The following is a 25256-nucleotide window of genomic DNA, read 5'->3' as shown; positions in this document are numbered from 1 at the left end:
GAACCCTGATGGCAAAATCCGCGTTTTCCCGATGAATTCGCAAGAAAGGCTATCATCATGACCCGCGCAGATCCCATCATTCGCCTTGGCTTTGCCGGCGCGGTGGCGCTGCTGAGCGTCACGCCCGCTTTGTCCGCCAGCCCCGCCCAGCCCGTCCAGGGTTGGAGCGCCATGCAGGGCATCGCCCCCGCCACCCTGCTGGAGAAGATCCACACCCTGCCGGTGTCCGAACTGGCCATCGACGATCAGCCCTATTGCGCGTCCGACGCGGAAATCGCGGCCACCCTGCGCCATGATTTCGACGAACACCCCGTCGAGACCGCCGGCGCCCAAGGCACCGAGCTGTGGGGGTCGGACCAGCTGGGGACCTGGACGCTGGTCGCCCCGCGCGCCGATGAGACCAGCTGCATCATCGCCAGCGGCATCGGCTTCAGCGATGACCGCAGCACGCAGGCCTATTACACCGTGGCCGGGTTGTAATCAGCCCACCCGCCGCAGGAAGGCCCGCGTGCGGTCGTCCTGCGCCCGTCCGAACAGCTGTTCGGGCGGCCCCTGTTCGACGATGCGCCCCCCCTCCATAAACACGACCCGGTCGGCGATCTCGCGGGCGAACTGCATCTCGTGGGTGACGATCAGCATGGTCTGGCGCCCGTCCGCGATGCGGCGGATCAGGTCCAGAACCTCGCCCACCCATTCGGGGTCCAGCGCGCTGGTCGGCTCGTCGAACAGCATCAGATCGGCGTCCAGCGCCATCGCGCGCCCAATGCCCACGCGCTGCTGTTGCCCGCCCGACATGGCGGCGGGATAGCTGTCGCCGCGATCCGCCAGCCCGATCTGCGCCAGGATGTCGTCGGCCCGCGCATGGGCGCGATCAGCGGACCAGCCGCGCACAGTGGTCAGCCCTTCGGTGATGTTGGCACGCGCGGTCTTGTTGGCGAACAGGGCATAGTTCTGGAACACGAACCCCGTCCGCCGCCGCAGCGCCAGAATGTCGGCGCGGCTGGCACGGGCGGCATCCACTGTCACGTCGCCCATGCGGATCTGGCCCTGATCGGGCTGGTCCAGCCAGTTCAGGCAGCGCAGCAGCGTCGATTTGCCGGTGCCCGACGGCCCGATGATCGCCACGCGTTCGCCCGGCTCAAGGCACAGGTCGATGCCGTTCAGCACCGTGTTGGTGCCGAACCGCTTGACCAGTCCGGTGATCTCGATCTGACAGCTCATCGGGCGACCGCCTTTCCAAGGCTGGATTCCAGCCGGCGCTGGCCGACCGACAGGGTTTCGACGATGACCCAATAGAACAGCGCGACCACCAGGAACGCCTCCAGATACAGAAAGCTGCCGGCGGCCTCCTTCTGTGCGGCGCCCATCATCTCGGTCACGCCCAGGGTGAAGGCCAGCGAGGTGCTTTTGATCATGTCGATGAAATAGTTCATCAGCGTCGGCGCCGCCGTCCGCGCGGCCTGGGGCAGGATGATCCGGCGCAGCAGCTGGCCCTGGGTCATGCCGATGGATTGGGCGGCCTCCCATTGGCTGCGGTCGACGCCCAGGATGGCGCCGCGGATGCTCTCGGCCATATAGGCCGAGAAATGCAGCGTCAGGCCGATGATCGCCGCCGTCACCCCGTCGATGCCGGTCATGGCGGGCACCACCTGCGGCAGGCCGAAATAGAACAGGAACAGCTGCACCAGCAGGGGCGTGCCCCGGAAAAAGCTGATGAACACCGCCACGATGCGGTCCAGCACCGGCACGCGCAGCACCCGCACGATGGCCAGCGCCGCCGCCAGCGCCAGCGCCGCGATCATGGCGATGACCGCCATGAACAGCGTCAGCGGCACATAGTCCGCGATGACCGGGACCAGCTCCCACATATAGGCGGTGTCCAGGGGGCGCATTTACTCGGCCACGGGCTGCGTGACGTCGGCCTCCAGCCATTTCTGGGATATCTCGGCCAGGGTGCCGTTCTCCTTCAGCGTGGTGATGGCGGCGTCCACGCGGTCGCGCAGCGCCTGCCCGGCCTCGTCATTGCGGAAGGGCAGGGCATTGCGGATCTCCGAGAACGGCTCTCCGGCCAGCTCCAGCGGCAGCGGGCTCTGCGCGATCACCTGCGCGGATGACACGCGGTCCATCACGAACGCATCGACCCGGCCCAGGGCGGTGTCCTGTTCGATGTTGCTCTCATAGGTGCGGATGTCGATCTGATCCGCATTGGGCAGTTCGCGCAGCAGCTGTTCGAAATTCGACCCCAGGTTCACCGCGACCGTCTTGCCGTCCAGGCTTTCGGGGCCGGTGATGCCCGCCGCATTGCCTTCGCGGGTCACGATCTGCGCGCCGTCATAGACATAGGGCTGGGTGAAGGCAAAGGCCGCCTCGCGTTCGGGGGTGATGGTGATCTGGTTGGCGATGGTGTCGATGCGGTTCGATTCCAGCGCGCCGATCAGACCCGAAAAGGACATGGTGACGAATTCGACCTCGTTGCCGGTCTCGGCGGCGATGGCGTTCAGGAAATCGACCTCAAAGCCCTGCAGTGTGTCCGCGCGGGTGAAGGTGAAGGGGAAATAGCCGCCCGACATTCCGACCCGGATCGTGTCGGCGGCGGCGGGCAGGGCGGTGGTCAGCGCCAGAATGGCGGCCATGATGGGGGTGCGCATCGGAAAACTCCTTTGGTTCTTGGGCCTTACCTGCGATCGGCGCGCCCGGTCCGCAAGGCTGTGGCGGCAGAAAAGGACAATCATCGGCGCGGCCCCGCATCGCGAAGGACAGGCCGTCTGCCCAAACGGCCCGCCGCGAATGTTGTTCCGACCGCTTAGCGCGTCATCGCCTTGATCGCGCCGACATGGGCGGCGTCGGCGGCCAGCGCATCGGTGGCCAGCGCGCGGGCGGCATCGGCCAGCTCGGGCGCCGGGTGCAGGCGGTCGACCAGGCCCCAGGCCAGCGCCTCGGGGGCCTCGATCCGGGCGCCGCCCATCAGGATCATCCGCGCCCGCGCCGGTCCCACCAGCGCCACCAGCCGCCCCGGATCGCTGGCCTGCGGCAGAAAGCCAAGCCGCATCACCGGATAGAAGAACCGCGCCTCGGGCACCGCCAGGCGGATGTCGCAGGCCAGCGCCATGCCGAAGGCGCCGCCCGCCAGTGTGCCGTTCAGCGCCGCGATGGTCAGGCAGGGCAGGGCGGCCAGCGCGGCGGACAGATCCTCCCATTCGGGGGCGGTGGCCAGACCCGCGCGGGCCTCGTCCAGGTCGGCGCCTGCGGAAAAAATGCGCCCCGTGCCGGTCAGGATCAGCGCGCGCGCCCCGCTGCCGCGGGCGGCATCGACACCCGCGCGCAGGTCGCGCAGCATCGCGGCGGTCAGGGCGTTCGCCTTGTCGGGGCGGTCGATGGTCAACAGGGACAGGCCGTCCCGGTGCTGGCTGTGGATCACGACTTGTTCCCTTTCCCTTTCGGCGTCACTGTGTCAGAAATCCCGCCAATTTCAGGTTTGCGAAAGGTATCCGCCATGAACCGCCCCCTTGCAACCTCGGCCCTCGCGCTGATCCTGGCCGCTGGCCCCGTCCTTGCCGACGTCACCCCTGCCGAGGTCTGGCAGAACCTGCGCGACAGCTATGAGCAGATGGGCTATCAGGTCCAGGTCGGGTCGGAGGACGCCGCAGGCGACGCCCTGACCCTGACCGATGTGACGCTCAGTTCGGACGAGGCCGAGGCCGCCGAGTTCTCGTTCACCATGCCCCAGATCGCGCTGACCCCGGTGGGCGACGGCTCGGTCCGGTCGGTGATCGACGGCCAGATGACCTTGGTGATGCGCGATGCCGGCCCCGAGGGAGAGCCGATGGGCTTTGACATGACCCTGGACGCGCCGGGCAACGAGACGATCTCGTCGGGCACCCCCGACGACATGCGCCACAGCTTTGTCATGCCAACCATGGCCCTGTCCGGCCGCGCGCTGGACAGCGAGAACGACGCGCCCCTGACCGCGACCCTGACCGGGGTCGAGGGCGTCCAGACGATGACGCGGGCCGCCGATGGCAGCGGCGCGCAGACCTATGAGGGCCGCGCCGACAGCATGGAGATGTCGCTGACCGCCAGCGGCCCCGCGCTGGACGCCCCCGAAGGGTCGGAGGCCACCGACGATTTCGCCGCGACCTTCACCATCAACGACCTGACCATGAGCGGCGACGGCACCACCCCCGCCGGAGAGGTCAATTTCGGCAGCCAGCCGACCCAGGCCCTGCAGGCCGGGTTCGCGGGTCAGGGCACCTTGGGCATGGGCGCGACCACGGGCACCTTCAGCGCCAGCGCGCTGCGCGCCGACGGCCCCGACCAGGAGACCAGCGGCAGCTTCGAGGCCGCAAGCGGCACGCTGGCCGTGTCCATGAGCGCCGAGGGTCTGTCCTATGAGGGCGGCCTGACCGACATGGCGGTCAACCTGACCTCGTCCGACATGCTCTTCCCCATCGCCTATGCGGCGGCCGAGAACCGGTTCCGCCTGGCCATGCCGGTCGTGGCGTCCGAGGCGGAGCAGCCCTTTGCGCTGACCTATCTGTTGGACGGGCTGACGCTGGATGACGCGATCTGGCAGGCGATGGACCCCGAGGCGACCCTGCCCCGCGACCCCGCCCGCCTGTCCATTGACCTTGAGGGGCTGGCGGTGCTGACCGGCAACTTCATGGACCCCGACGCCGCCGTCCCCGCCGAGGACGAGATGCCCTTCCTGCCGCGCAGCCTGTCGATCCGCGATTTCTCGATGTCGGCGGTGGGGGCCGAGGCCGATGTGTCGGGCGAGCTGACCTTTGGCGATGACCCGACCCAGCCCATCGGCACGCTGTCGGGCACCTTCTCGGGGGTGAACACCTTCCTGGACCGCCTGGTCGCCATGGGCGTCGTCCCGGCCGAACAGCTGATGGGCCCGCGCATGATGATGGCCATGTTCGCCCGCCCCGTCGACGGCGCCGAGGACCAGCTGCAGACCGAGATCGAGTTCCGCGAGGGCGGGTCGATCTTTGCCAACGGCCAGCAGATTCAGTGACCTCCGACGCCTGACATCGGGCCGGGGCATGCGTCCCGGCCCCTTCCCTTGCCGCAAGAGAGACCCATGACCGCTGCCACCGACGACCCCCTCCGCCTGAAACGTCTGGCCGAGGCGCTGATCGACGCCGCCCGCCGGGCCGGGGCCGACCAGGCCGATGCGCTGGCGGTGGACGGTCGCTCGGTCAGCATCGACGTGCGCGCGCGCGGTCTGGAACAGGCCGAACGCGCCGAGGGGATCGAGATCGGCCTGCGCGTGCTGATCGGCGGGCGTCAGGCGGCGGTCTCCTCCTCCGATCACGGCGATCAGGCCATCGCCCAGATGGCCTCGCGCGCCGTCGCCATGGCGCGCGAGGCCCCGGTGGACGACCATCTGGGCCTGGCCGATCCGTCCCAGCTGGCGCAGGCCCGCGACGCGCGCGGTCTGGACATCACCGAGGACGCGCCCGAGCCGGACCCCGCGCATCTGCAGGACATGGCCCTGCGCGCCGAGGCCGCCGCCCTGTCCGTCCAGGGCATCACCCAGGTCGAGGCCGCGAATGCCGCCTATGGCCATCGGCGGATGTGGCTGGCGGCGACGAACGGGTTCTCGGGCGGCTACGGGCGCACCACCCATGCGCTGTCGGTCGTGGCCATCACGGGCGAAGGCCTGCGGATGGAACGCGACTATGCCGGCGAATCGCGGGTCCATGCCGCCGACCTGCCCACCCCTGAGGAGATCGGCCTGCTGGCCGCGGAACGCACCCTGGCGCGGGCCGGCGCGAAAAAGCCGCCGACCGGGGCCTTTCCGATCCTGTTCGACCGGCGCGTCTCGGCCTCGCTGATCGGGCATCTGCTGGCGGCGGTGAACGGCAGCGCCATCGCGCGGGGTGCCAGCTGGCTGCGCCGCGATCTGGGCGAGCCGGTCCTGCCCCCCGGCATGGATCTGGTCGAGGACCCGCTGCGGCCCCGCTATCCCTCGTCGCGGCCCTTTGACGCCGAGGGGCTGGCCACGCGCCGCCGCCTGATCGTGGCCGATGGCGTGCTGCAGGGCTGGACGCTGGATCTGGCCACCGCGCGCAAGCTGGGCATGGACAGCACCGCATCGGCCTCGCGCGGCCTGGCCTCCAGCCCGCAGCCGGGCCACAGCAACGTCATCCTGACGCCGGGCACGGCCAGCCGCGACGACCTGATCGCGCGGATGGGGACCGGGCTGGTGGTGACCTCGATGCTGGGCGCCTCGGTCAACGGGACGACGGGCGATTATTCGCGCGGCGCGGCGGGGTTCTGGGTGCAGGATGGGCGGATCGCCTGGCCGGTCAACGAATGCACCATCGCGGGCAACCTGCGCCAGATGCTGATGACGCTGGTGGCGGCGGATGACGCCCTGCCCTGGCGCGGCCATGAGGTGCCCAGCCTGCTGGTCCAGGGCATGACCGTTGCAGGGGCCTGAGTCGTTGCAGGGCGCGCAGGCCGATCTGGACCTGCTGACCGCCGCGGCGCGCGGGGCGGGTCAGATCGCGCTGCGATACTGGCGGCGCGATCCGCAGGTCTGGGACAAGGCCGATGACGCGGGCCCCGTGACCGAGGCCGATCTGGCCGTGAACGACGCCCTGCAGGCGCATCTGATGGGCGCGCGCCCCGCCTATGGTTGGCTGTCCGAGGAATCCGAGGCCGATCCGTCGCGCCAGGATGCGCAGCACTGCTTTATCATCGACCCGATCGACGGCACCCGCGCCTTCATCGACGGGCAGGAGGGGTTCGCCCATTCGCTGGCCGTCGCCCGCGACGGCCGCATCGTCGCGGCGGTGGTGCATCTGCCGGTGCCCGATCTGACCTATGCCGCCCATGCGGACGGTCCGGCCGCGCTGAATGGCCAGCCCATCGCCCCCACCGATGCCGGGATCGAGGGCGCCCGCGTCCTGACCTATCGCGCCATCGCCGATTCGCCCGATTGGCGCGACGGCATGCCGGGGTTCCGGCGCGAGTTCCGGTCATCGCTGGCCTGGCGCCTGTGCCTGGCGGCCGAGGGGCGGTTCGACGCCGCCCTGTCGCTGCGCGCGGCCTGGGAATGGGATATCGCGGCGGGCGCCCTGATCGCGGAACGCGCGGGCGCGCGGGTGACCGACCGGCGCGGCCAGCCGATGCGGTTCAACAGCACGCGCGCGCAGGTGGACGGCCTGATCGTGGCGGGCCAACGGCTGCACGGGCAGCTGCTGGCGGCGCTGGTCTGACCCTCAGGCGATGCCGTAGCGGGCGCGGGCCTCGGCAAAGGAGATCAGCTTGCCCTGGGGGTCGTCCCACAGGTGCAGGCGCACCGCCGACAGGCTTTCGCGGATGGTCAGGCGCTGTGCCTCGGCCAGCTCGCGGTGGTCGCGGATGACCTCGCCCAAGCGGTAAAAGGGGATGCGCGAATACAGGTGATGGACGTGGTGGATGCCGATATTGCCGGTCAGCCAGCGCAGCGGCTGCGGCAGCACATAGTGAGAGCTGCCCTCCAGCGCCGCATCGTGGATCTGCCAATCCTCGGCGCGCGACCAGTGGGTCTCCTCGAACTGGTGCTGGACATAGAACAGCCAGACGCCGATGGTCGCGGCCACCACCACGGTCGGCAGGAACACCACCAGCACCGGCAGCCAGCCCCCCGCCCACACGATCAGCGCGACCAGCACCGCGATGGCGGCATTGGTGCCCATCGCCGACATCCAGTACTGCCGCTGGCCCATCAGGCCCAGGGGCAGGCGGTTCTGCAGGATGAACAGATAGCTGGGGCCCAGCACGAACAGCACCATCGGATGGCGGTACAGCCGGTACATGAACCGCCCGAACCCGCTGCGTGCCCGGTATTCGTCGATGGTCAGCGTCATCACGTCGCCGATGCCGCGCTGATCCAGATTGCCGTGATAGGCGTGATGGATCGCGTGGGTGCGTTTCCACACCGCATAGGGGGTCAGGGTCAGCACGCCCAGGCTGCGCCCGACCCAATCCTGCGCGCGGCGGTTCTTGAGGAACGAGCCGTGCCCGCAATCATGCTGAATGATGAAGATGCGGACCAGGAACAGCCCGTTCGCCGCCGCCAGAATCAGCGCCAGCCAGGCGCTGACCGACAGCGCGGCCCAGGCCAGCGCCCAGACCGCCATCAGCGGCAGCAGCGTCACGGCCAGTTCGAACAGGCTGCGCGGGGTCGAGGGGTCGCGATAGCGCGCCAGCGTGGTCAGCCATTCGCGGGCGCTGCGGGGGGATAGAGGTTGGTCGAGCATCAAGGCCTGTCGTTCTGCGTCCAGCCGTGCCGGCGCCTGTCGGGAGCCGGCGGGCGTGCGGGGCCGGTGAGGCACCACGGCGCCAACGGCCTTGTGGGTGCGGTTGCAGTTAAGGCCGTGCGCGCGGTTTTTCAACAGATATGATGCCGCAGTCACGGGGTTTTGCCCCCGTCAGCCCGCGATCCACGGCCACAGCAACCGCAGGGCGATGGCCCACATGACCAGCGCCACCGCCAGCTCCAGCCGCCGCCACGCCGCCGGGCGGGCAAAGACCGGCCGCAGCCATGCCGCGCCATAACCCAGGCTGAAAAAGAACAGCAGCGACCCGGTCATGGCGCCCGCGGCAAAAGCCACTTCGCGCCCTGGAAACTGGGTCGAGATGGCGCCCAGCAGCACCACCGTGTCCAGGTAGACATGCGGGTTCAGCCAGGTGATGGCCAGACAGGCCAGCAGCACCCGCCCCAGCCCCTGCGACCCGCCCGGCGCGGCCTGCAGCGCGTCCTGCGCGGTCAGGGCCGCGCGCAGGCTGCGCGCCCCGTACCAGATCAGGAAGGCCGCCCCCGCCAGCCGCATCACCGGGTCCAGCCAGGGCATCCGCGCCATCAGCACCCCGGCCCCCGCCACCCCCGCCGCGATCAGCACCGCATCCGAGATCGCGCAGGTCAGGCACACCGCCAGCACATGCCGCCCGCGCAGCCCCTGACGCAGGACAAAAGCGTTCTGCGCGCCGATCGCCAGAATCAGGCCAAGTCCGGTCATCAGGCCGGTCAGAAAGACGGTCATGGAGGCTCTCCGCTGCGATGCCCCGCCCTAGCGCGCCGGGGCCGATGAGGCAAACCGTAGCGGCCGGGGGGTGGCGCTGGACGGCAGGCCGGTGGGCAGATCGGCCACAGCGCAGGGGGGCGTGACATCAAGGCTCTTGCATGTGTCGGGGGGGCGGGCGCACAATTCGACCATGTTCAGGGGTGCGGGCCACGGCGCAAGGTCGCGGGTCGCCCGGACCCGGAACGCCCGTCCCGAACCGGCCACGCCCCGGCGCGTGCCTTTGCCGTGAAAGGCACCCGATGTTCGACAATGCCGACGCGATCCTGCTGGCCCGCATTCAGTTCGCCTTCACGGTCAGCTTCCACTTTCTGTTTCCCGCCTTCACCATCGGCCTGGCCAGCTTTCTGGCGGTTCTGAACGGGCTGTGGCTGTGGACCAAGGACAGCAAGTATCTGGATCTGTTCCGATACTGGGTCAAGATCTTTGCCCTGGCCTTTGCGATGGGCGTCGTGTCGGGCATCGTGATGTCCTATCAGTTCGGCACCAACTGGTCGGTCTTTTCCGACAAGGCGGGACCGGTCATCGGCGGACCCATGGCCTATGAGGTGCTGTCGGCGTTTTTCCTGGAGGCCGGGTTCCTGGGCATCATGCTCTTCGGCCGCGAGCGCGTGGGGCCGACGCTGCACATGGTGGCCTGCGCGGCAGTGGCCCTGGGCACGGCCTTTTCGGCCTTCTGGATCCTGTCGGTGAACAGCTGGATGCATACCCCGGCCGGGTTCGAGATCGACGCCGCCACGGGTCAGTTCCTGCCCACCGATTTCTGGCAGGTCATCTTCAACCCATCCTTTCCCTATCGCCTGATGCACACGGTCACGGCGGCCTATCTGACCACGGCCTTCATCGTCGGGGGCGTCGCCGCCCTGCACCTGCTGCGCCACCGGCATCGCCGCGACCGCGTCAGCCCGGCCACGCGCACCATGTTCAGCATGGCGATGTGGATGGCCGCGATCTTTGCCCCGGTCCAGATCGTGCTGGGCGATTTCCACGGCATCAACACGCTGGAACATCAGCCTGCCAAGGTCATGGCCATGGAGGGCCATTTCGAAAGCCACGAGGCAGGCGCGCCGCTGTATCTGTTCGGCATCCCCAACCAGGAGGAGCAGCGCCTGGACTATGCCGTCGGCATCCCCAAGCTGTCCTCGCTGATCCTCAAGCACGACCTGAACGCGCCGCTGGCGGGCCTGGACACCATCCCACGCGAGGATCAGCCCCCCGTGGCCATCGTCTTCTGGTCGTTCCGCATCATGGTGGCCCTGGGGTTCGCGATGCTGGGCATCGGGCTGTGGTCGCTCTGGGCGCGCTGGCGGGGCGTGCTGCATGACAGCCCGATGCTGCACCGCGCGGCGCTGGCCATGGCGCCGTCGGGCCTGATCGCCGTGCTGGCGGGCTGGGTCACGACCGAGGTCGGGCGCCAACCCTTTACCGTCTATGGCTATCTGCGCACCGCCGACAGCGCCGCGCCGCTGGATGCGGCGGCGGTAGGGGCATCTCTGATCGCCTTTATCGTCGTTTATTTTGCGGTCTTTGGGGCGGGGACATACTATATCCTGCGTCTGATGAACCGCGCCCCCAGCAGCAATGAGCCGCGCCTGAAGGACGATCTGGACAGCCCGATCCGCACGGCGGGCACCACGCCCGCCCAGCAGCACCCGACCCGCCGCATCCAACCCGGAGAGTGACCATGCCCATTGCCGAAGGCGTTTCGCTGGATCTGACCGTCATCTGGGCCTTCATCATCGCCTTTGCGGTGCTGGTCTATGTGATGCTGGACGGGTTCGACCTGGGGTTGGGCATGCTGTTCGCGGTCGAACCCGAAGGCCATGACCGCGACGTCATGATGAACTCGGTCGCGCCGGTCTGGGACGGCAACGAGACCTGGCTGGTGCTGGGCGGGGGCGGGCTGTTCGCGGCCTTTCCGCTGGCCTATGCGCTGATCCTGCCCGCGCTGTATGCGCCGATCATGGCGATGCTGCTGGCGCTGATCTTTCGCGGGGTCGCGTTCGAATTCCGCTGGCGGACGACGCGCTGGCGCAAGGTCTGGGACGTGGCCTTCATCGGCGGATCGGCGATGGCGGCGCTGGCGCAGGGGATCACTCTGGGCGGGCTGCTGCAGGGCATCGACATCGACAAGGCCGCGCGACAGTATTCGGGCGGCTGGTGGGACTGGCTGACGCCCTTCACGCTGATGGTGGGCGTCGCGGTCATGGTCGGCTATGCCCTGCTGGGCGCGACCTGGCTGGTGATGAAGACCGAAGGCCCGCTGCAGGACCGGATGCGCAAGCGGGCCTGGGTCCTGGGCGTCGCGACGGTCGTGTTCATGGGCGTGGTCAGCCTGTGGACGCCGTTCCTGCAGGACGGCTATTACAGCCGCTGGTTCGGGGGCTGGAACATCATCCTGGCGGCGGGCGTCGGGGCGGCGGTGCTGGCCCTGGCCTTTGGCATGTTCCGCACGCTGATGGTCAATCACCACGACTACTGGCCGTTCCTGTTCGCCCTGGGCATGTTCATCCTGGGCTTTGCGGGGCTGGGATTCTCGATGTTCCCCTATATCGTCCCCGTCCAGGTCACCATCTGGGAGGCCGCCGCCCCCGAGAACAGCCAGATCTTCATGCTGGTCGGCGCCTCGGTGCTGATCCCGGTGATCCTGGCCTATACCGCCTATTCCTATTGGGTGTTCCGCGGCAAGATCGACCCGAACGAGGGGTATCACTGATGCCCGCACCCCTGCGCAAGCTGGGCTGGTTCGTGGGATTGTGGCTGGCCAGCGTCGCGGTCATCGGCACGGTGGCCTTCCTGATCCGGCTGTGGATCGTCTGATCCGCGCTTGACGCGCCCCGCCCCGCGCGCCATTCAGGCGGCGATGGTTTCCGGCGGGCCAAGGTTCCTGCCGGATGAAAAGGGAACGCGGTGAGGTGTAGCCATCAGGCGCCGAACCCGCGACTGCCCCCGCAACTGTAAGCGGCTAGGCTGTTCCGACGATGCCACTGTCCCCTTGGGGGGCGGGAAGGCCGGAACAGCCCGCGATCCGCCAGTCAGGAGACCTGCCATCATCGACACTTCAACCGGGCGGGGTGCCCTGGGGACGTGCGATGTCGTGGCCCCCGGGTCCTTGCGCGCGGTTTTCCGGCCCCTGTCCCCGTTCTTCGGGAAGGAAGACGGATGACACGGCTTATTTCGGTCGCAGCCCTGCTGCTGGCCCCCCTGATGGCGCAGGCCGCGCCGACCCAATACCCGCTGACCTTGGACAATTGCGGCTGGCCGCTGACCTTTGACGGCCCGCCCGACAACGTGGTCTCCATCGGGCAATCCACGACCGAGATCCTCTATGCGCTGGAGGCGCAGGACCGCATGGCGGGCACCGCGCTGTGGTTCAACGAGGTGCTGCCCGCCTATGCCGAGGTGAACGAGGGGGTCGAGCGCATCGCCGACAACATGCCCGGATTCGAGGCTGTGGTGAACAAGCGCCCCGGTTTCGTGCCGACGATGTTCGACTGGATGATCGGCGCGCAGGGCGTGGTGGGCACGCGCGAGCAATTCGCCGATCTGGGCATTCCCGCCTATGTCATGCCGACCGATTGCGCGCAGAAGAACAACACGGTCGGCGCCGACGGCACCCGCCTGGCCGACTTCGACATCGCCACCCTGTACCAAAGCATCGACGAGATCGCGGCCATCATGGACCTGTCCGACCGGGGCGACGCCCTGATCGCCGACCTGCGCGCCCGAGAGGCGGCGGCGGTCGATCGTGCGCAGGCCCTGGACCTGCCCGATGCCTCGGCGGTGGTGTGGTTTTCATCGGCGCATCTGGAGGTCGATCCCTATGTCGCGGGCGGGCGGGGCATCCCGGCTTGGATGCTGCGCGCCTTGGGGCTGCGCAATGTCGTGACCTCGGACGAGGAATGGCCAACCGTGGGCTGGGAAACCATCGCCCGCGCCGACCCCTCGGTCATCGTGATCGCGCGGATGGACCGCCGCCGCTTTCCCGCCGATGACCACGAGGCCAAGCTGGAGTTCCTGGCCCGCGACCCCGTCACCAGCCAGATGACCGCCGTGCGCGAAGGCCGCATCATCATCCTGGACGCCGAGGCAATGCATGCCGGCATCCGCATGATCGACGGGCTGGAGGCGCTGACCGACGCCATGGCGGACCTGCCGCGATGAGCGTGGCCACGGCCAGCCCGCCCCTGACCCGTCAGGGGCTGCGTGCCGCCCGGCAGGCGGCCTGGGTCGCGGCGGTGCTGGCCGCGGCCCTGCTGGCCGGGATCTGCATCGGCGAGACCCCGATTTCGGTGACGACCGTCCTGCAGGTACTGGCCAACCGGTTGTGGGGCGCCGATCACGCACTGGACGCGATCGAGGCGGGGATCATCTGGTCCTATCGCCTGCCGCGCACGCTGGTCGCGGGGGCCTGCGGGGCGGGGCTGGCGATCTGCGGGCTGGTCCTGCAATCGCTGCTGCGCAACGCGCTGGCGGACCCTTGGCTGCTGGGCATCTCGGCGGGGGCCTCGACCGGGGCGGTGCTGGTGACGGTGGCGGGTGTGGGCGGTGGCATGGTCGCCATGTCGGGCGGTGCGCTGATGGGCGCGCTGACCGCCTTCGCGCTGGTCGCGGGGCTGGCGCGGCTGTCGGGCGGCGGTCCGGGCGCGCGCGGCGCGGGTCAGATCGTGCTGGCGGGCATCGCCGGATCGCAGCTGTTCAATGCGCTGACCTCCTTCGTGATCGCGAAATCGGCCAGCGCGGAACAGGCGCGCGGGCTGATGTTCTGGCTGCTGGGCAACCTGTCGGGCGTGCGCTGGCCCGATGTGCATCTGGCCGTGCCCGCCGCGCTGATCGCGCTGGTGGTGGTGGCGGCCCATGCGCGCAGCCTGGACGCATTCGCCTTTGGCGCGGAATCGGCGGCCTCTCTGGGGGTGCCGGTGCGGCGGGTTCAGGTGGTGCTGATCGGTGCCGCGGCGATGGCGGCCGCCGTGATGGTGTCGATCACCGGGGCCATCGGTTTCGTGGGGCTGGTGGTGCCCCATGCCGCGCGGCTGCTGGTCGGCGTGCGGCACGGCCGGCTGGTGCCGGCATCCGCGCTGATCGGGGCGGTGTTCCTGATCGGGGCCGATATCCTGTCGCGGGTGCTGATCCCGGGGCAGGTCCTGCCCATCGGCGTCGTGACCGCGCTGGTCGGCGCGCCGATCTTTGCGGTGATCCTGATCCGCCACCGGGGGGCGTCGTGATGCTGTCGGGGCAGGATCTGACCCTGCGCCGCGGCGGCGCGCGCATCGTCGACGGCGTGACCCTGGCGGTGCAGGAGGGCGAGGTTCTGGGCCTGATCGGCCCCAACGGGTCGGGCAAATCGACGCTGATGCGGCTGCTGGCCGGGCTGCTGCGCCCCGACCGGGGGCAGGTCACGCTGGAGGGCCAGCCGCTGGCGGCCCTTGGGCCGCGCGGGGTGGCGCGCCGCCTGGCCTTTGTCGCGCAATTCTCGGAGACGGCACAGCGCCTGACCGTCCGCGACGCGGTCGAGCTGGGCCGCACCCCCTGGCTGGACGCGCGCGCCCCCTGGTCGCCCCAGGACGAGGCGCATGTCACCCACGCCCTGTCCCTGCTGGACATGGCGGGGTTCGAGGCCCGCGATTGGGCCTCTCTGTCGGGCGGTGAGCGTCAGCGCGTCCATATCGCCCGCGCGCTGGCCCAGACCCCGCGCATCCTGATGCTGGACGAGCCGACGAACCATCTGGACATCCGCCACCAGCTGCAGGTGCTGGAACTGGTGGCGCGCCTGCCGCTGACCGTGGTGATGGCGCTGCACGACCTGAACCAGGCGATGCGCTGCGACCGGCTGGCGGTGATGCAGGCGGGGCGGCTGGTGGCGCTTGGCCCGCCTGCGCAGGTGCTGGACGATGCGCTGCTGCGCGACGTCTTTGGTGTGCGGGCGCAGCGGCTGACCGACCCCGATGACGGCAGCGCGATCCTGCGGTTTCAGCCCAGATAGGCGCGCAGCCCCGGTGGCGGATTGTCCAGCAGAGGCCCGGTCGGGCGCGGCGGGTGGACGCGCCCCCCCTCGACCAGCAGGGTGTCGGGGGCAAAGGCGCGGGCATCGGCGGGGTCATGGGTGACCATCAGCACGGTGGTGTCGGCGGCGATCTGCGCCAACAGGGCCAGCATCTCGGCCTTGAGCGCGGGGCCAAGCGCCGCGAAGGGTTCGTCCAGCAGCAGCAGGGGGCGTGCCCGCAGCAGCACGCGGGCCAGCGCCACGCGGCTTTGCTGGCCACCTGACAGGGCATCGGGGCGACGCTCGCCCATGCCGGACAGGCCGACCTGGTCCAGTACCTGGGCCACGCGGGCCTGCTGCGCGCGGTTCAGCCGCAGGTCCGGGCGCAGGCCCATCCCTATATTTTGTTTTACGCTCAGATGCGGAAACAAATTGTTGTGCTGAAACAGGATCGAGACGGGGCGTTTTCCAGGCGGCATCGCGGTGATGTCCTGCCCCTCCCACAGCAGGCGTCCTTGGGTCGGGGCCAGAAACCCCGCCACCAGCGCCAACAGGGTCGATTTGCCAGAGCCAGAGGCACCGATGACCGCATGCCTGCCTGCGGGGACGGTCAGGTCGGCGGCCAAGGCGAAATCATCCTGACGCAGCAGGATGTCGCGGAACTCAAGCGCCATGGCGGCCTCCCCTGTCAAAGGCCCAGAACAGGGCCAGGCTGATCATCATCAGCAGCAGCGCGCAGGCCGCCGCATCCGCCATCCGATATCCGTTCATCAGCTGATACAGCATCAGCGGCAGCGTCGGATTATCGCCCGCGAACAAGGTGATCACGCCCAGATCGCCCATCGCCAGCGCCGCGGCCAGCCCCGCGCCAAAGCCCAAGGGCCGGGCCAGGCGCGGCAGCACCAGCAGCCGCAACCGCGCCCAGCCCCGCAGGTCCAACGATGCCGCCAGCCGACCGTAATCCTTCTGCAGCGCCCGCGCCGCCGGGATCAGCGCACGCAGCGCGAAGGGCAGGGCCATGGCCGCGTTGATCAGCGCCGTGACCGGCAGAGCCATCTGCTGCGGCGTGACCGTCCCGCGCAGCAGGATGAACAGCCCCGTCCCCAGCACCAGCGGAGAGGCGATCAGCGGCAGCATGCCCGCCCCCTCGACCCACCGCGCGCCGCCCCGCGCCACCGTCAGGGCCAGCGCCAGGGCCGCGCCCGCGCAGAGCAGCGCCGAGATCACCGCCATCAGTACCGACCGCCGGGTGGCCTGCCAGACCTCGGGCGGCAGGGTGGTCAGGCGCGGCAGCCCGGCCAGCGTGACCGAGATCAGTGGCGCCAGCAGGAACGCCGCCGCCGCCGCGATCACCGCCGCATCCGCCAGCCGCCGCCAGCCGCCGGGCGCGGGCGGGCCACCCACCGCGTCCAGCCCCGCGCCAAAGCCCGCCGGAATCGCGATCCGCGCCGCCAGCAGGGCCGCACCCACGCAGATCGCGATTTGAACCAGCCCCAGGGCCGCGGCCCGCCCCAGGTCGAAATCGAACCGGAACGCCTGATAGATCGCCAGCTCGACCGTGGTCGCCCGCGGTCCCCCGCCCAGGGCCAGCGCCACCGTGAACGAGGTCAGGCAAACCAGGAACACCGCCAGCCAGACGCCGGGCAGCACGCCGCGCAGCATCGGGCGTTCCAGATGGCGGGCGATGTCGCGGGGCGCGAAATCAAGGCTGGCGGCCAGCCGGAACCGTTCCGCCGGGATCGCCTGCCAGCCTTGCAGGATCAGCCTTACCGACAGTGGCACGTTGAAGAACACATGCGCCAGGATCACTCCCTGCCAGCCATAGATGCCGATGGCGGGCAGGCCCATGGCCTCCAGCGCGCCGTTCAGCACGCCGTTGCGCCCGAAGATCGCGATCAGCCCCAGAACCGCCACGATCACCGGCAGGATGAAGGGCGCGCCCAGCAGCGTGACCAGCAACCCCCGCCCCCGGAACCGCCGCCGTGCCAGCGCGCGCGCCACCGGCACGGCCAGCGCCGCCGACAGGGTCGCGGACAGCGCCGCCTGCCACAGGGTGAACCAGACGGCGCGCAGGTCCCATTCGGTCAGGCCCGACAGCCCGCCCGCGATCCAGACCACTGTCGCCAGCGTGCCCAGGATCAGCGCGGCCAGCAGGGCCGCAATGGCGTGGCCGATGCTCAGCGGAAGGCCCGCTGCCATTCGTCCAGGGCGGGGGCGCGCAGGTCCTCGGCCTCGTCTTCGGAGAGGAACAGCGTGGTCTCGGGGCGAGGCAGGTCGCGCATCACCTGCGGCCAGTCATCCTGCGGAAGTTTCGCGGGCAGGGACCAGTTGGCCAGCGGGATCGTCGCCTGGAAATCGGGCGTCAGCACCCAGTCCATGAACTGCTGCGCCAGTTCGGGCTGATCGGTGCCGGCGACCTGGGCCACCAGTTCGGCCATGAAGTAATGCCCCTCGGGAAAGATCGCGGCGACCTTGGTGTCGTCCTCCTCGGCCGCGATGTGATAGGCGGGCGAGGTGGTGTAGGACAGCACCATGTCCGCCTCTCCATCCGTGAACATGCCATAGGATTCCGACCAGCCGCGGGTGACGGTCAGCACCTTGGGCGCCAGTTTCGCCCAGGCCTCGCCCGCCTGATCGCCATAGACCGACTTGACCCACAGCAGCATCGCCAGACCCGACACCGAACTGCGCGGGTCCTGGATGACGATGCGGATATCCTCGGCCTCCAGCAGCTCGGCAAAGCTGGCGGGCGGGTTCTCCAGCCGGGTGCTGTCATAGACAAAGGCCGTCTCACCCCAGTTGTAGGGCAGGAAGATCTCGTCCTCCCACGCGATGGGCAGCGACAGGTCGGACGTGTCCTGCCCATGCGGCGCGAACAGACCCGATGCGCGGGCGCGCGCGGTCATGTCGGTGTTCAGGCCAAAGACGATGTCGGCCTGCGTGCCCGCACCCTCCATCATCACGCGGGGCAGCACGTCGCCGGTCACGAATTGCAGGTCGCAATCGCAGATCGCCTCGAACCCCTGTTCGATGGCGGGGCCGGGGCCCCATTCGCTGGTGACGCTGTCGCCGGCATAGACGGTCAGGACACGACCTTCGGCCATCGCGGGGGTGGCCAGCAGCAGGGCGGGGATCAGGATGGATTTCATCGGCGGCCTTCCTTTCAGGGATCACGAAAGAAGGGTGTGCCGCACCTTCCCTCCGCCGGTTTGACCCGGATCAGGTTCAACGGGTCCGCATGCGCGTCTCAGCCCGACAGGGCACCCCGAGGTCGCCCCGAATGTAGAGGTTTCGCGCGTCCGCGCAAGCGGATAGAAACCGCCCATGACCAAGGACATGTCTGATCAGCCCACGCCGATGATGGCGCAATACCTTGCGATCCGGGAGGCCAATCCCGGCGCGCTGCTGTTCTATCGCATGGGCGATTTCTACGAGATGTTCTTTGACGACGCGGTGGCGGCGGCGAGCGCACTGGACATCGCGCTGACGAAACGCGGCACCCATCTGGGCGAGCCGATCCCCATGTGCGGCGTGCCGGTGCATGCGGCCGAGGGCTATCTGCTGACGCTGATCCGCAAGGGGTTCCGCGTGGCCATCGCCGAACAGATGGAGGACCCCGCCGAGGCGAAGAAGCGCGGGTCGAAATCGGTCGTGGCCCGCGATGTGGTCCGTCTGGTCACCCCCGGCACCCTGACCGAGGAATCGCTGCTGGAGGCGCGTCGGCACAATTACCTGGCGGCCTTTGCGGTGGTCCGCGAGGAGGGCGCGCTGGCCTGGGTCGACATCTCGACCGGTGCGTTTTCGGTGATGGACTGCGCGCTGCCGCGGCTGGCGCCCGAACTGGCGCGGCTGGCCCCGCGCGAGGTGCTGGCCTGCGACACGGGGCTTGAGGAGCTGGTCGCGGATGCGGGCGCGGCGCTGACCGACCTGCATGCCGGGGCGTTCGACAGCAATGCGGGCGCGCGGCGGCTGTGCGCGTTGTATGGCGTGGAGACGCTGGACGGGTTCGGCACCTTTAGCCGGGCAGAGCTGTCGGCGATGGGCGCCATCGTTGACTATCTGGACATGACGCAAAAGGGCAAGCTGCCCCTGCTGCGCCCGCCCATGCGCGAACGCGCGGGCGGCGCGATGCAGATCGACGCGGCCACAAGGCGCAACCTGGAGCTGACCCAGGCCCTGTCGGGCGGGCGCGAGGGGTCGCTGCTGGCCGCGATCGACCGCACCGTGACCGCCCCCGGCGCGCGCCTGCTGGAGCGTCGGATCAGCGCACCGTCGCGCGATCTGGCGCTGATCGCGGCGCGACACGATGCGGTGGCGGCGCTGGCTGCGGATGCGCGGCTGTTGGCCGATCTGCGCGGCGCGCTGGCGCGGGTGCCGGACATGGACCGGGCGCTGTCGCGGCTGGCGCTGGACCGGGGCGGGCCGCGCGATCTGGCCGCGATTCGCGCCGGGCTGGCGCAGGGGGCGGCGATTGCCGCGCGGCTGCCGGGTGACGCAGCCCCGGTGCTGCGCGATGCAGCGGGCGATCTGGTGGGCCATGATGATCTGGTGGCGGTTCTGGATGACGCGCTGGTGGCCGAGCCGCCGCTGCTGGCGCGCGACGGCGGTTTCGTGGCCGAGGGGCATGACGCCGATCTGGACCAGACCCGCCGGTTGCGCGACGAGGGGCGGGGCGTCATCGCCGGGATGCAGGCCGATTACGCCGCACTGGCGGGCGTTCCCAGCCTGAAGATCAAGCATAACAACGTGTTGGGCTATTTCATCGAGACGACGACCACCCATGCCGACCGCATGATGGCCGCGCCGCTGAACCAGACCTTCATCCACCGCCAGACGACCGCGAACCAGATCCGCTTCACCACGGTGGAGTTGTCGGAGCTGGAGACCCGCATCCTGAACGCCCGCGACCGCGCGCTGGAGATCGAGCGCGGGGTCTTTGACCGCCTGCGCCGCGCCGTGCTGGATGCCGCGGCCCAGGTCGGGCAGGCCGCCCGCGCGCTGGCCGAGATCGACCTGGCCGGGGCCTTCGCGGACCTGGCCTCGGGCGAGGGTTGGGTCCGGCCCCGCGTGGATGACAGCCGCGCCTTTGTGATCACGGGCGGGCGGCACCCGGTGGTGGAACGCGCGCTGCGGCGCAAGGCGCAGAGCTTTGTCGCCAACGATTGCGACCTGACCACGGGGGCGACGCCTGCCATTTGGCTGCTGACCGGGCCGAACATGGCGGGCAAGTCGACCTTTCTGCGGCAGAACGCGCTGATTGCGGTGCTGGCGCAGGCCGGGGCCTTCGTGCCCGCGCGCGACGCCCATATCGGGCTGGTCAGCCAGCTGTTCAGCCGCGTGGGCGCCGCCGATGATCTGGCGCGCGGGCGGTCGACCTTCATGGTCGAGATGGTCGAGACGGCCGCGATCCTCAATCAGGCCGATGACCGTGCGCTGGTCATCCTGGACGAGATCGGCCGGGGCACATCGACCTGGGACGGGTTGTCCATTGCCTGGGCGGTGATGGAGCATCTGCACGGCATGAACCGCTGTCGCGCGCTGTTCGCGACCCATTACCATGAGATGACCGCCCTGTCGGCCAAGCTGTACGGGGTCGAGAACGCCACCGTCACCGTGCGCGAATGGCAGGGCGAGGTAATCTTTCTGCACGAGGTCAGGAAGGGCGCGGCGGATCGGTCCTATGGCGTGCAGGTGGCCAAGCTGGCGGGCCTGCCCGCGTCGGTCGTGGACCGCGCCCGCGCCGTCCTGGACGCGCTGGAATCGGGCGAACGGCAGGCCGCGCGGCCCGTCGCGCTGATCGACGACCTGCCGCTGTTCCGGGCCGCTCCGCCGCCCCCGCCCAAGGCTCGCCCGTTGGACGACCGTCTGCGGGCGGTGCATCCCGACACGCTCAGCCCGCGCGAGGCGCTGGAGCTGATCTATGAATTGAAAGCCCTGTCCGAGGAGACGCGCCCATGAGCTACAACACCTTCGGCCGCGAGTTCCGGTTCACCACCTGGGGCGAAAGCCACGGCCCCGCCTTGGGCGCGACCGTCGACGGCGTGCCCCCCGGCGTGCCCCTGACGGAGGCCTACATCCAGGGTTTCATGGACCGTCGCCGCCCCGGCACGTCCAAACACACCACGCAGCGGCGCGAACCCGATCAGGTGCGCATCCTGTCGGGCGTGTTCGAGGGCGTGACCACCGGCACCGCGATCCAGCTGATGATCGAGAATACCGATCAGCGGTCCAAGGATTACGGCGATATCGCCACCAGCTTTCGCCCCGGTCATGCCGACATCACCTATCACCTGAAATACGGGGTGCGCGATTATCGCGGCGGGGGCCGGTCGTCCGCGCGCGAAACCGCGGCGCGGGTTGCGGCAGGCGCCGTGGCGCAGGCGGTGCTGGCCGCATTGGTACCCGACCTGAAGATCACCGGTTACATGGTGCAGATGGGGGCGCTGCATCTGGACCGCGCCCGGATGGACCTGTCGGCGGTCAATGACAACCCGTTCTTTCTGCCCGATGCGGGCGCGGTTCAGGCCTGGTCCGATTACCTGGACGGCATCCGCAAGGACCAGAACAGCGTCGGCGCGGCCATCGAGGTTTGCGTTCAAGGCTGTCCGCCCGGTCTGGGCGCGCCGGTCTATGCGAAACTGGACACCGATCTGGCCGCCGCGATGATGTCGATCAACGCCGTCAAGGCGGTCGAGATCGGCGAGGGCATGGCATCGGCCGCGCTGACCGGCGTGTCGAACGCGGACGAGATCCGCATGGGGCCGGACGGGCCGGACTTCCTGTCGAATCATGCGGGCGGCATCCTGGGCGGCATCTCGACCGGGCAGGACATCGTGGTGCGGTTCGCGATCAAGCCGACCAGCTCCATCACCACGCCCCGCCGGTCAATCAATTCGCGCGGAGAGGAGATCGAGGTCATCACCAAGGGCCGCCACGACCCCTGCGTCGGCATCCGCGCCGTGCCCGTGGCCGAGGCGATGGCCGCCTGCGTGCTGCTGGACCACCTGCTGATGGACCGGGCGCAGACCGGCGGCGTGCGCGGTCAGATCGGCTGATCGGCCAGGAACGCCTCGACCTCGGCGCGGGTGGGGATGGCGTCGCCTGCGCCCGCGCGCGTGACCTTGACCGCCGCCGCCCCTGATGCCAGCCGCAGGGCCGCGGCGACATCCGCACCCGCATCCAGCGCCGCCGCGAAATAGCCCGCAAAGGTGTCGCCCGCGCCGGTCGTGTCCACGGGCGTGACCCGGAACGAGGACTGGCTGTGGACCTGGCCGGTGGTCAGGTCGCGGTATTCGGCACCCTCGGCGCCCCGCGTGATCAGCAGGCCCTGGACCGGCAGATCGCCGGGAATGCCCGCGAACAGCTGCTGCGCCTCGCCCTCGTTCATCGCGAGGATCGAGACATGGGGCAGGACCGCGCGCACCGCCTCCAGATCGAAGGGGGCCGCGGAATAGATCACCCGCGCGCCGCGGGCCTGCGCGGCCTGGGCGGCGGCGACCTGACCGTTCGTCTCGTTCTGGATCAGCAGCGTGTCGGAGGGGGACAGTGTGGACAGGGCGTCCGTCAGTGCGGCCTCGTCGATGGCGCGATTCGCGCCGGGATGGATGACGATGGCGTTTTCCGCATCGGCATCCAGCAGGATGATCGCATGGCCGGTGGCCTGATCGTCCAGGCGCGCGACATGGCCCATGTCGACCCCCGCCTGCGCCAGCCGGTCGCGCACCCAATCGTCACCGGAGCCCATCGCGCCCAGATGATGCGTCGTGGCGCCCGCGCGGGCGGCGGCGACCGACTGGTTCGCGCCCTTGCCGCCCAGCCCCTGGGCATAGCCGCGCGAGGCCAGCGTCTCTCCGGGCTGGGGCAGGCTGTCCAGCCGATAGACATGGTCGATGTTGATCGAGCCCAGGTTCCAGATTGCCATGACTGCCTCCGCGATTGGTGGGTCATGTGACCGGGCAGGCCGGGCCTTGTCCAGATGTGAAAAGACGCGCCCGTTGCGGGGCGCGTCCTGTCATGTCGGGCTGTCCGGGTCGGATCAGGCGGGCAGCTTGCCCTTGTGGGGTGCCCACAGACGCTTGTTGACCAGATAGAGCAGCACGGTCAGCAGCAGCAGGAACAGAACCGCGACCAGACCGACGCCCTTGCGGTCCATCATCTTGGGTTCGGCGGTCCACATCAGGAAGGCCGACACGTCCAACGACATCTGATCGACGGTCGCGGGGGTGCCATCCTCATAGGTGACGCGGTCGTCCGACAGCGGGGCCGCCATGCTGATCCAGCCGCCCGGGAAGGCGGAGTTGCCATGCAGCAGCGTGCCGGCCTGCTCCTGCTCCTCGCCGGTATAGCCGGTCAGCAGGGCGTGGATGTATTCCGGGCCGCCCATGCCGCGCACCAACTGGTTGATGCCGAGACCGTAGGGACCGTGGAAGCCCGCCCGCGCCTTGGCCATCAGCGACAGGTCGGGACCCATGCCATCGCCCGAGATGGTCGGGAAATGGTCGGTGACGGTGCGCGCACGCTCCTCGCCCAGGGCCTCGTCCCAGACCGGCAGCAGGTCCGCCGCATAGGCGCGGACCTGATCCTCGGGCAGGCCGGGGCCGCCGTCATCCGACAGGGTGCGGATGGCGACGTATTGCAGCCCGTGGCAGGCCGAGCAGACCTCGGTATAGACCTGCAGCCCGCGCTGCAGCTGGAACTGGTCGAACGAGCCGAACGGACCCTCGAAGGAGAAGGGAACGTCCTCGATATGCCCAGCCTCGCCTGCGGCCATCGCCGGGCCGGACAGGCCAAGAGCCGTGACGGCGGCGATCGCAAATGCTTTCAGCATGATCCTGGGTCCTCTCACTCGGCCGGCTGCGTCAGGCTGGTTCCACCAACCTTGGGCGCGTAATGTGCGTTGAAGTCTTCCTCGATGGTGGCCGGCATCGGCTCGGGCTTTTCGATCACGCCCAGCAGGGGCAGGATCACCAGGAAGTAGGCGAACCAATAGGCCGAGGCCGCCAGCGCGATATAGGGATAGATCCCTTCGGCCGGCATGGCGCCCACCCACATCAGGATCATGAAGTCCGCGGCCAAGAGCCAGAACCACCACTTGAACTGCGGACGATAGCGGCCCGAGCGCACGCGGCTGGTGTCCAGCCAGGGGGCCAGACCCATCACGACGATCGCACCGAACATCGCCAGCACGCCGAAGAACTTGGCGTCGACGATGCCAAAGGTCGCGAACTGCACCAGCTGGACCAGCCAGACCTCGGCGTCGAAGGCGCGCAGGATCGCGTAGAAGGGCAGGAAGTACCATTCCGGCACGATATGCGCGGGCGTCGCCAGGGCGTTCGCCTCGATATAGTTGTCCGGGTGGCCCAGATAGTTGGGCATGAAGCCCACGATCGCGAAGAAGATCGCCAGGATCAGCGCCAGCGCGAACAGGTCCTTGATGACGAAATAGGGCCAGAAGGGCAGGGTGTCCTTTTCGGCCTCTTCCTTGCTGGTGCGGCGCACCTCGATGCCCGTCGGGTTGTTGTTGCCCGTCGAGTGGAAGGCCCACACATGCACGATCACCAGGCCCGCGATGATGAAGGGCAGCAGGTAATGCAGCGAGAAGAAGCGGTTCAGCGTCGCGTTGCCGACCGCCGGTCCGCCCAGCAGCCAGGTCTGCAGCGTCTCTCCCACGCCGGGGATGGCGCCGAACAGGCCGGTGATCACGGTCGCGCCCCAGAAGGACATCTGGCCCCAAGGCAGCACATATCCCATGAAGGCGGTCGCCATCATCAGGATGTAGATCAGCATGCCGATGATCCAGGTGACCTCGCGCGGGGCCTTGTAGCTGCCGTAGTAGAGGCCGCGGAAAATGTGCAGATAGACCGCCACGAAGAACAGCGACGCGCCGTTCATGTGGATATAGCGCAGCATATGCCCGCCATTCACGTTGCGCATGATGTGCTCGACGCTGGCGAAGGCCATGTCGACATGCGGGGTATAGTGCATCACCAGCACGACACCGGTGATGATCTGCAGCAGCAGACAGAAGACCAGGACGATGCCCCAGATCCACATCCAGTTCAGGTTCTTGGGCGTGGGGATCATCAGCGTGTCGTAGAGCAGCCCCGCGACGGGCAGTCGACGGTGCAGCCAATTCTCGAAGCCCGTCTTGGGCTCGTAATGGTCGTGCGGTATTCCGGCCATGATAACCCTCC

Annotated in this window: 24 protein-coding genes and 2 riboswitches; of the genes, 12 read left to right on the top strand and 12 right to left on the bottom strand. The window is 69.1% G+C overall.

The window, feature by feature from the left end:
• Positions 1–57 precede the first annotated feature (57 nt).
• Positions 58–480 carry a hypothetical protein gene (locus tag ABS73_RS08285; protein ID WP_277019124.1) on the top strand — a complete coding sequence of 141 codons (423 nt, stop codon included), beginning with the start codon at positions 58–60 and terminating at the stop codon, positions 478–480.
• On the opposite strand, the gene ABS73_RS08280 is transcribed toward ABS73_RS08285, so the two are convergent.
• The 4 genes from ABS73_RS08280 to ABS73_RS08265 all read right to left on the bottom strand — a co-directional run bounded on the left by ABS73_RS08280 (position 481) and on the right by ABS73_RS08265 (position 3418).
• Complete coding sequence (locus tag ABS73_RS08280) at positions 481–1221, bottom strand: amino acid ABC transporter ATP-binding protein (RefSeq protein ID WP_277019122.1); 741 nt, start codon at positions 1219–1221, stop codon at positions 481–483.
• The gene (locus tag ABS73_RS08275) at positions 1218–1892 is read right to left on the bottom strand and encodes an amino acid ABC transporter permease (protein ID WP_277019120.1); all 675 of its coding nucleotides are present in this window, start codon (positions 1890–1892) and stop codon (positions 1218–1220) included. Before ABS73_RS08275 ends, ABS73_RS08280 begins: the two co-directional genes overlap by 4 nt.
• Positions 1893–2648 carry an amino acid ABC transporter substrate-binding protein gene (locus ABS73_RS08270; protein WP_277019118.1) on the bottom strand — a complete coding sequence of 252 codons (756 nt, stop codon included), beginning with the start codon at positions 2646–2648 and terminating at the stop codon, positions 1893–1895.
• Between the two features lie 155 nt (positions 2649–2803).
• Positions 2804–3418 carry an enoyl-CoA hydratase/isomerase family protein gene (locus tag ABS73_RS08265; protein WP_277019116.1) on the bottom strand — a complete coding sequence of 205 codons (615 nt, stop codon included), beginning with the start codon at positions 3416–3418 and terminating at the stop codon, positions 2804–2806.
• Positions 3419–3493: 75 nt separating this feature from the next.
• Here ABS73_RS08265 and ABS73_RS08260 point away from each other — a divergent pair, with 75 nt between their 5' ends.
• The 3 genes from ABS73_RS08260 to ABS73_RS08250 all read left to right on the top strand — a co-directional run bounded on the left by ABS73_RS08260 (position 3494) and on the right by ABS73_RS08250 (position 7232).
• On the top strand, positions 3494–5020 hold the full coding sequence (locus ABS73_RS08260) for a DUF2125 domain-containing protein (protein ID WP_277019114.1): 1527 nt from the start codon (positions 3494–3496) through the stop codon (positions 5018–5020).
• Positions 5021–5086: 66 nt separating this feature from the next.
• On the top strand, positions 5087–6451 hold the full coding sequence (locus tag ABS73_RS08255) for a TldD/PmbA family protein (protein WP_277019112.1): 1365 nt from the start codon (positions 5087–5089) through the stop codon (positions 6449–6451).
• Positions 6438–7232: a 3'(2'),5'-bisphosphate nucleotidase CysQ gene (locus ABS73_RS08250; RefSeq protein WP_277019110.1), complete on the top strand. Its 795-nt coding sequence runs from the start codon at positions 6438–6440 to the stop codon at positions 7230–7232. The genes ABS73_RS08255 and ABS73_RS08250 overlap by 14 nt, the downstream gene beginning before the upstream one ends.
• Positions 7233–7235: 3 nt before the next feature.
• Here ABS73_RS08250 and ABS73_RS08245 read toward each other — a convergent pair whose 3' ends face one another.
• Positions 7236–8258, bottom strand: a complete 1023-nt coding sequence (locus ABS73_RS08245) for a fatty acid desaturase (RefSeq protein ID WP_277019108.1) — start codon at positions 8256–8258, stop codon at positions 7236–7238.
• Positions 8259–8429: 171 nt separating this feature from the next.
• Positions 8430–9041 (bottom strand): LysE/ArgO family amino acid transporter, encoded by a 612-nt coding sequence (locus tag ABS73_RS08240; protein WP_277019106.1) that lies wholly within the window; start codon positions 9039–9041, stop codon positions 8430–8432.
• A 281-nt stretch (positions 9042–9322) separates the two neighbouring features.
• On the opposite strand from ABS73_RS08240, the gene ABS73_RS08235 reads away from it, so the two are divergent.
• The 6 genes from ABS73_RS08235 to ABS73_RS08210 all read left to right on the top strand — a co-directional run bounded on the left by ABS73_RS08235 (position 9323) and on the right by ABS73_RS08210 (position 15063).
• Entirely contained in the window at positions 9323–10762 is a 1440-nt protein-coding gene (locus ABS73_RS08235; RefSeq protein ID WP_277019104.1) for a cytochrome ubiquinol oxidase subunit I, read from the top strand.
• Between the two features lie 2 nt (positions 10763–10764).
• On the top strand, positions 10765–11796 hold the full coding sequence (cydB, locus tag ABS73_RS08230) for a cytochrome d ubiquinol oxidase subunit II (protein WP_277019102.1): 1032 nt from the start codon (positions 10765–10767) through the stop codon (positions 11794–11796).
• Positions 11796–11900: a DUF2474 family protein gene (locus tag ABS73_RS08225; protein WP_136856125.1), complete on the top strand. Its 105-nt coding sequence runs from the start codon at positions 11796–11798 to the stop codon at positions 11898–11900. Before cydB ends, ABS73_RS08225 begins: the two co-directional genes overlap by 1 nt.
• A gap of 27 nt (positions 11901–11927) precedes the next feature.
• Positions 11928–12146, top strand: a riboswitch (cobalamin riboswitch).
• 96 nt (positions 12147–12242) lie between these two features.
• Complete coding sequence (locus ABS73_RS08220; protein ID WP_277019100.1) at positions 12243–13244, top strand: ABC transporter substrate-binding protein; 1002 nt, start codon at positions 12243–12245, stop codon at positions 13242–13244.
• Complete coding sequence (locus ABS73_RS08215; RefSeq protein WP_277019098.1) at positions 13241–14305, top strand: FecCD family ABC transporter permease; 1065 nt, start codon at positions 13241–13243, stop codon at positions 14303–14305. The genes ABS73_RS08220 and ABS73_RS08215 overlap by 4 nt, the downstream gene beginning before the upstream one ends.
• The gene (locus tag ABS73_RS08210) at positions 14302–15063 is read left to right on the top strand and encodes an ABC transporter ATP-binding protein (protein WP_423805154.1); all 762 of its coding nucleotides are present in this window, start codon (positions 14302–14304) and stop codon (positions 15061–15063) included. The genes ABS73_RS08215 and ABS73_RS08210 overlap by 4 nt, the downstream gene beginning before the upstream one ends.
• On the opposite strand, the gene ABS73_RS08205 is transcribed toward ABS73_RS08210, so the two are convergent.
• Genes ABS73_RS08205 through ABS73_RS08195 form a run of 3 tightly spaced genes read right to left on the bottom strand, consistent with a single transcriptional unit; the run spans position 15051 to position 18212 of the window.
• Positions 15051–15737 carry a thiamine ABC transporter ATP-binding protein gene (locus tag ABS73_RS08205; RefSeq protein ID WP_277019095.1) on the bottom strand — a complete coding sequence of 229 codons (687 nt, stop codon included), beginning with the start codon at positions 15735–15737 and terminating at the stop codon, positions 15051–15053. The genes ABS73_RS08210 and ABS73_RS08205 overlap by 13 nt on opposite strands.
• Positions 15727–17262 (bottom strand): ABC transporter permease family protein, encoded by a 1536-nt coding sequence (locus ABS73_RS08200; protein WP_277019093.1) that lies wholly within the window; start codon positions 17260–17262, stop codon positions 15727–15729. The genes ABS73_RS08205 and ABS73_RS08200 overlap by 11 nt, the downstream gene beginning before the upstream one ends.
• A complete protein-coding gene (locus tag ABS73_RS08195; protein WP_277019092.1) occupies positions 17241–18212 on the bottom strand; it encodes a thiamine ABC transporter substrate-binding protein in 972 nt (323 codons plus the stop codon). The genes ABS73_RS08200 and ABS73_RS08195 overlap by 22 nt, the downstream gene beginning before the upstream one ends.
• Positions 18213–18242: 30 nt before the next feature.
• Positions 18243–18341, bottom strand: a riboswitch (TPP riboswitch).
• A gap of 58 nt (positions 18342–18399) precedes the next feature.
• On the opposite strand from ABS73_RS08195, the gene mutS reads away from it, so the two are divergent.
• Positions 18400–21021 carry a DNA mismatch repair protein MutS gene (mutS, locus tag ABS73_RS08190; protein ID WP_277019090.1) on the top strand — a complete coding sequence of 874 codons (2622 nt, stop codon included), beginning with the start codon at positions 18400–18402 and terminating at the stop codon, positions 21019–21021.
• Positions 21018–22118 (top strand): chorismate synthase, encoded by a 1101-nt coding sequence (aroC, locus tag ABS73_RS08185; RefSeq protein WP_277019088.1) that lies wholly within the window; start codon positions 21018–21020, stop codon positions 22116–22118. The genes mutS and aroC overlap by 4 nt, the downstream gene beginning before the upstream one ends.
• On the opposite strand, the gene ABS73_RS08180 is transcribed toward aroC, so the two are convergent.
• The 3 genes from ABS73_RS08180 to petB all read right to left on the bottom strand — a co-directional run bounded on the left by ABS73_RS08180 (position 22106) and on the right by petB (position 25245).
• Positions 22106–22984 carry a ribokinase gene (locus ABS73_RS08180; RefSeq protein WP_277019087.1) on the bottom strand — a complete coding sequence of 293 codons (879 nt, stop codon included), beginning with the start codon at positions 22982–22984 and terminating at the stop codon, positions 22106–22108. The two genes, aroC and ABS73_RS08180, sit on opposite strands and share 13 nt — an antisense overlap.
• 114 nt (positions 22985–23098) lie before the next feature.
• A complete protein-coding gene (locus ABS73_RS08175) occupies positions 23099–23890 on the bottom strand; it encodes a cytochrome c1 (RefSeq protein WP_277019085.1) in 792 nt (263 codons plus the stop codon).
• 14 nt (positions 23891–23904) lie between these two features.
• Positions 23905–25245: a cytochrome b gene (petB, locus tag ABS73_RS08170; protein WP_136856136.1), complete on the bottom strand. Its 1341-nt coding sequence runs from the start codon at positions 25243–25245 to the stop codon at positions 23905–23907.
• Between the last annotated feature and the right edge of the window lie 11 nt (positions 25246–25256).

This window comes from Paracoccus sp. SCN 68-21, assembly GCF_001724535.1.
GTDB lineage: Bacteria > Pseudomonadota > Alphaproteobacteria > Rhodobacterales > Rhodobacteraceae > Paracoccus > Paracoccus hibiscisoli.
Note: the sequence above shows the minus strand (reverse complement) of the source record. Positions and strands in the feature narration are given on the sequence as shown.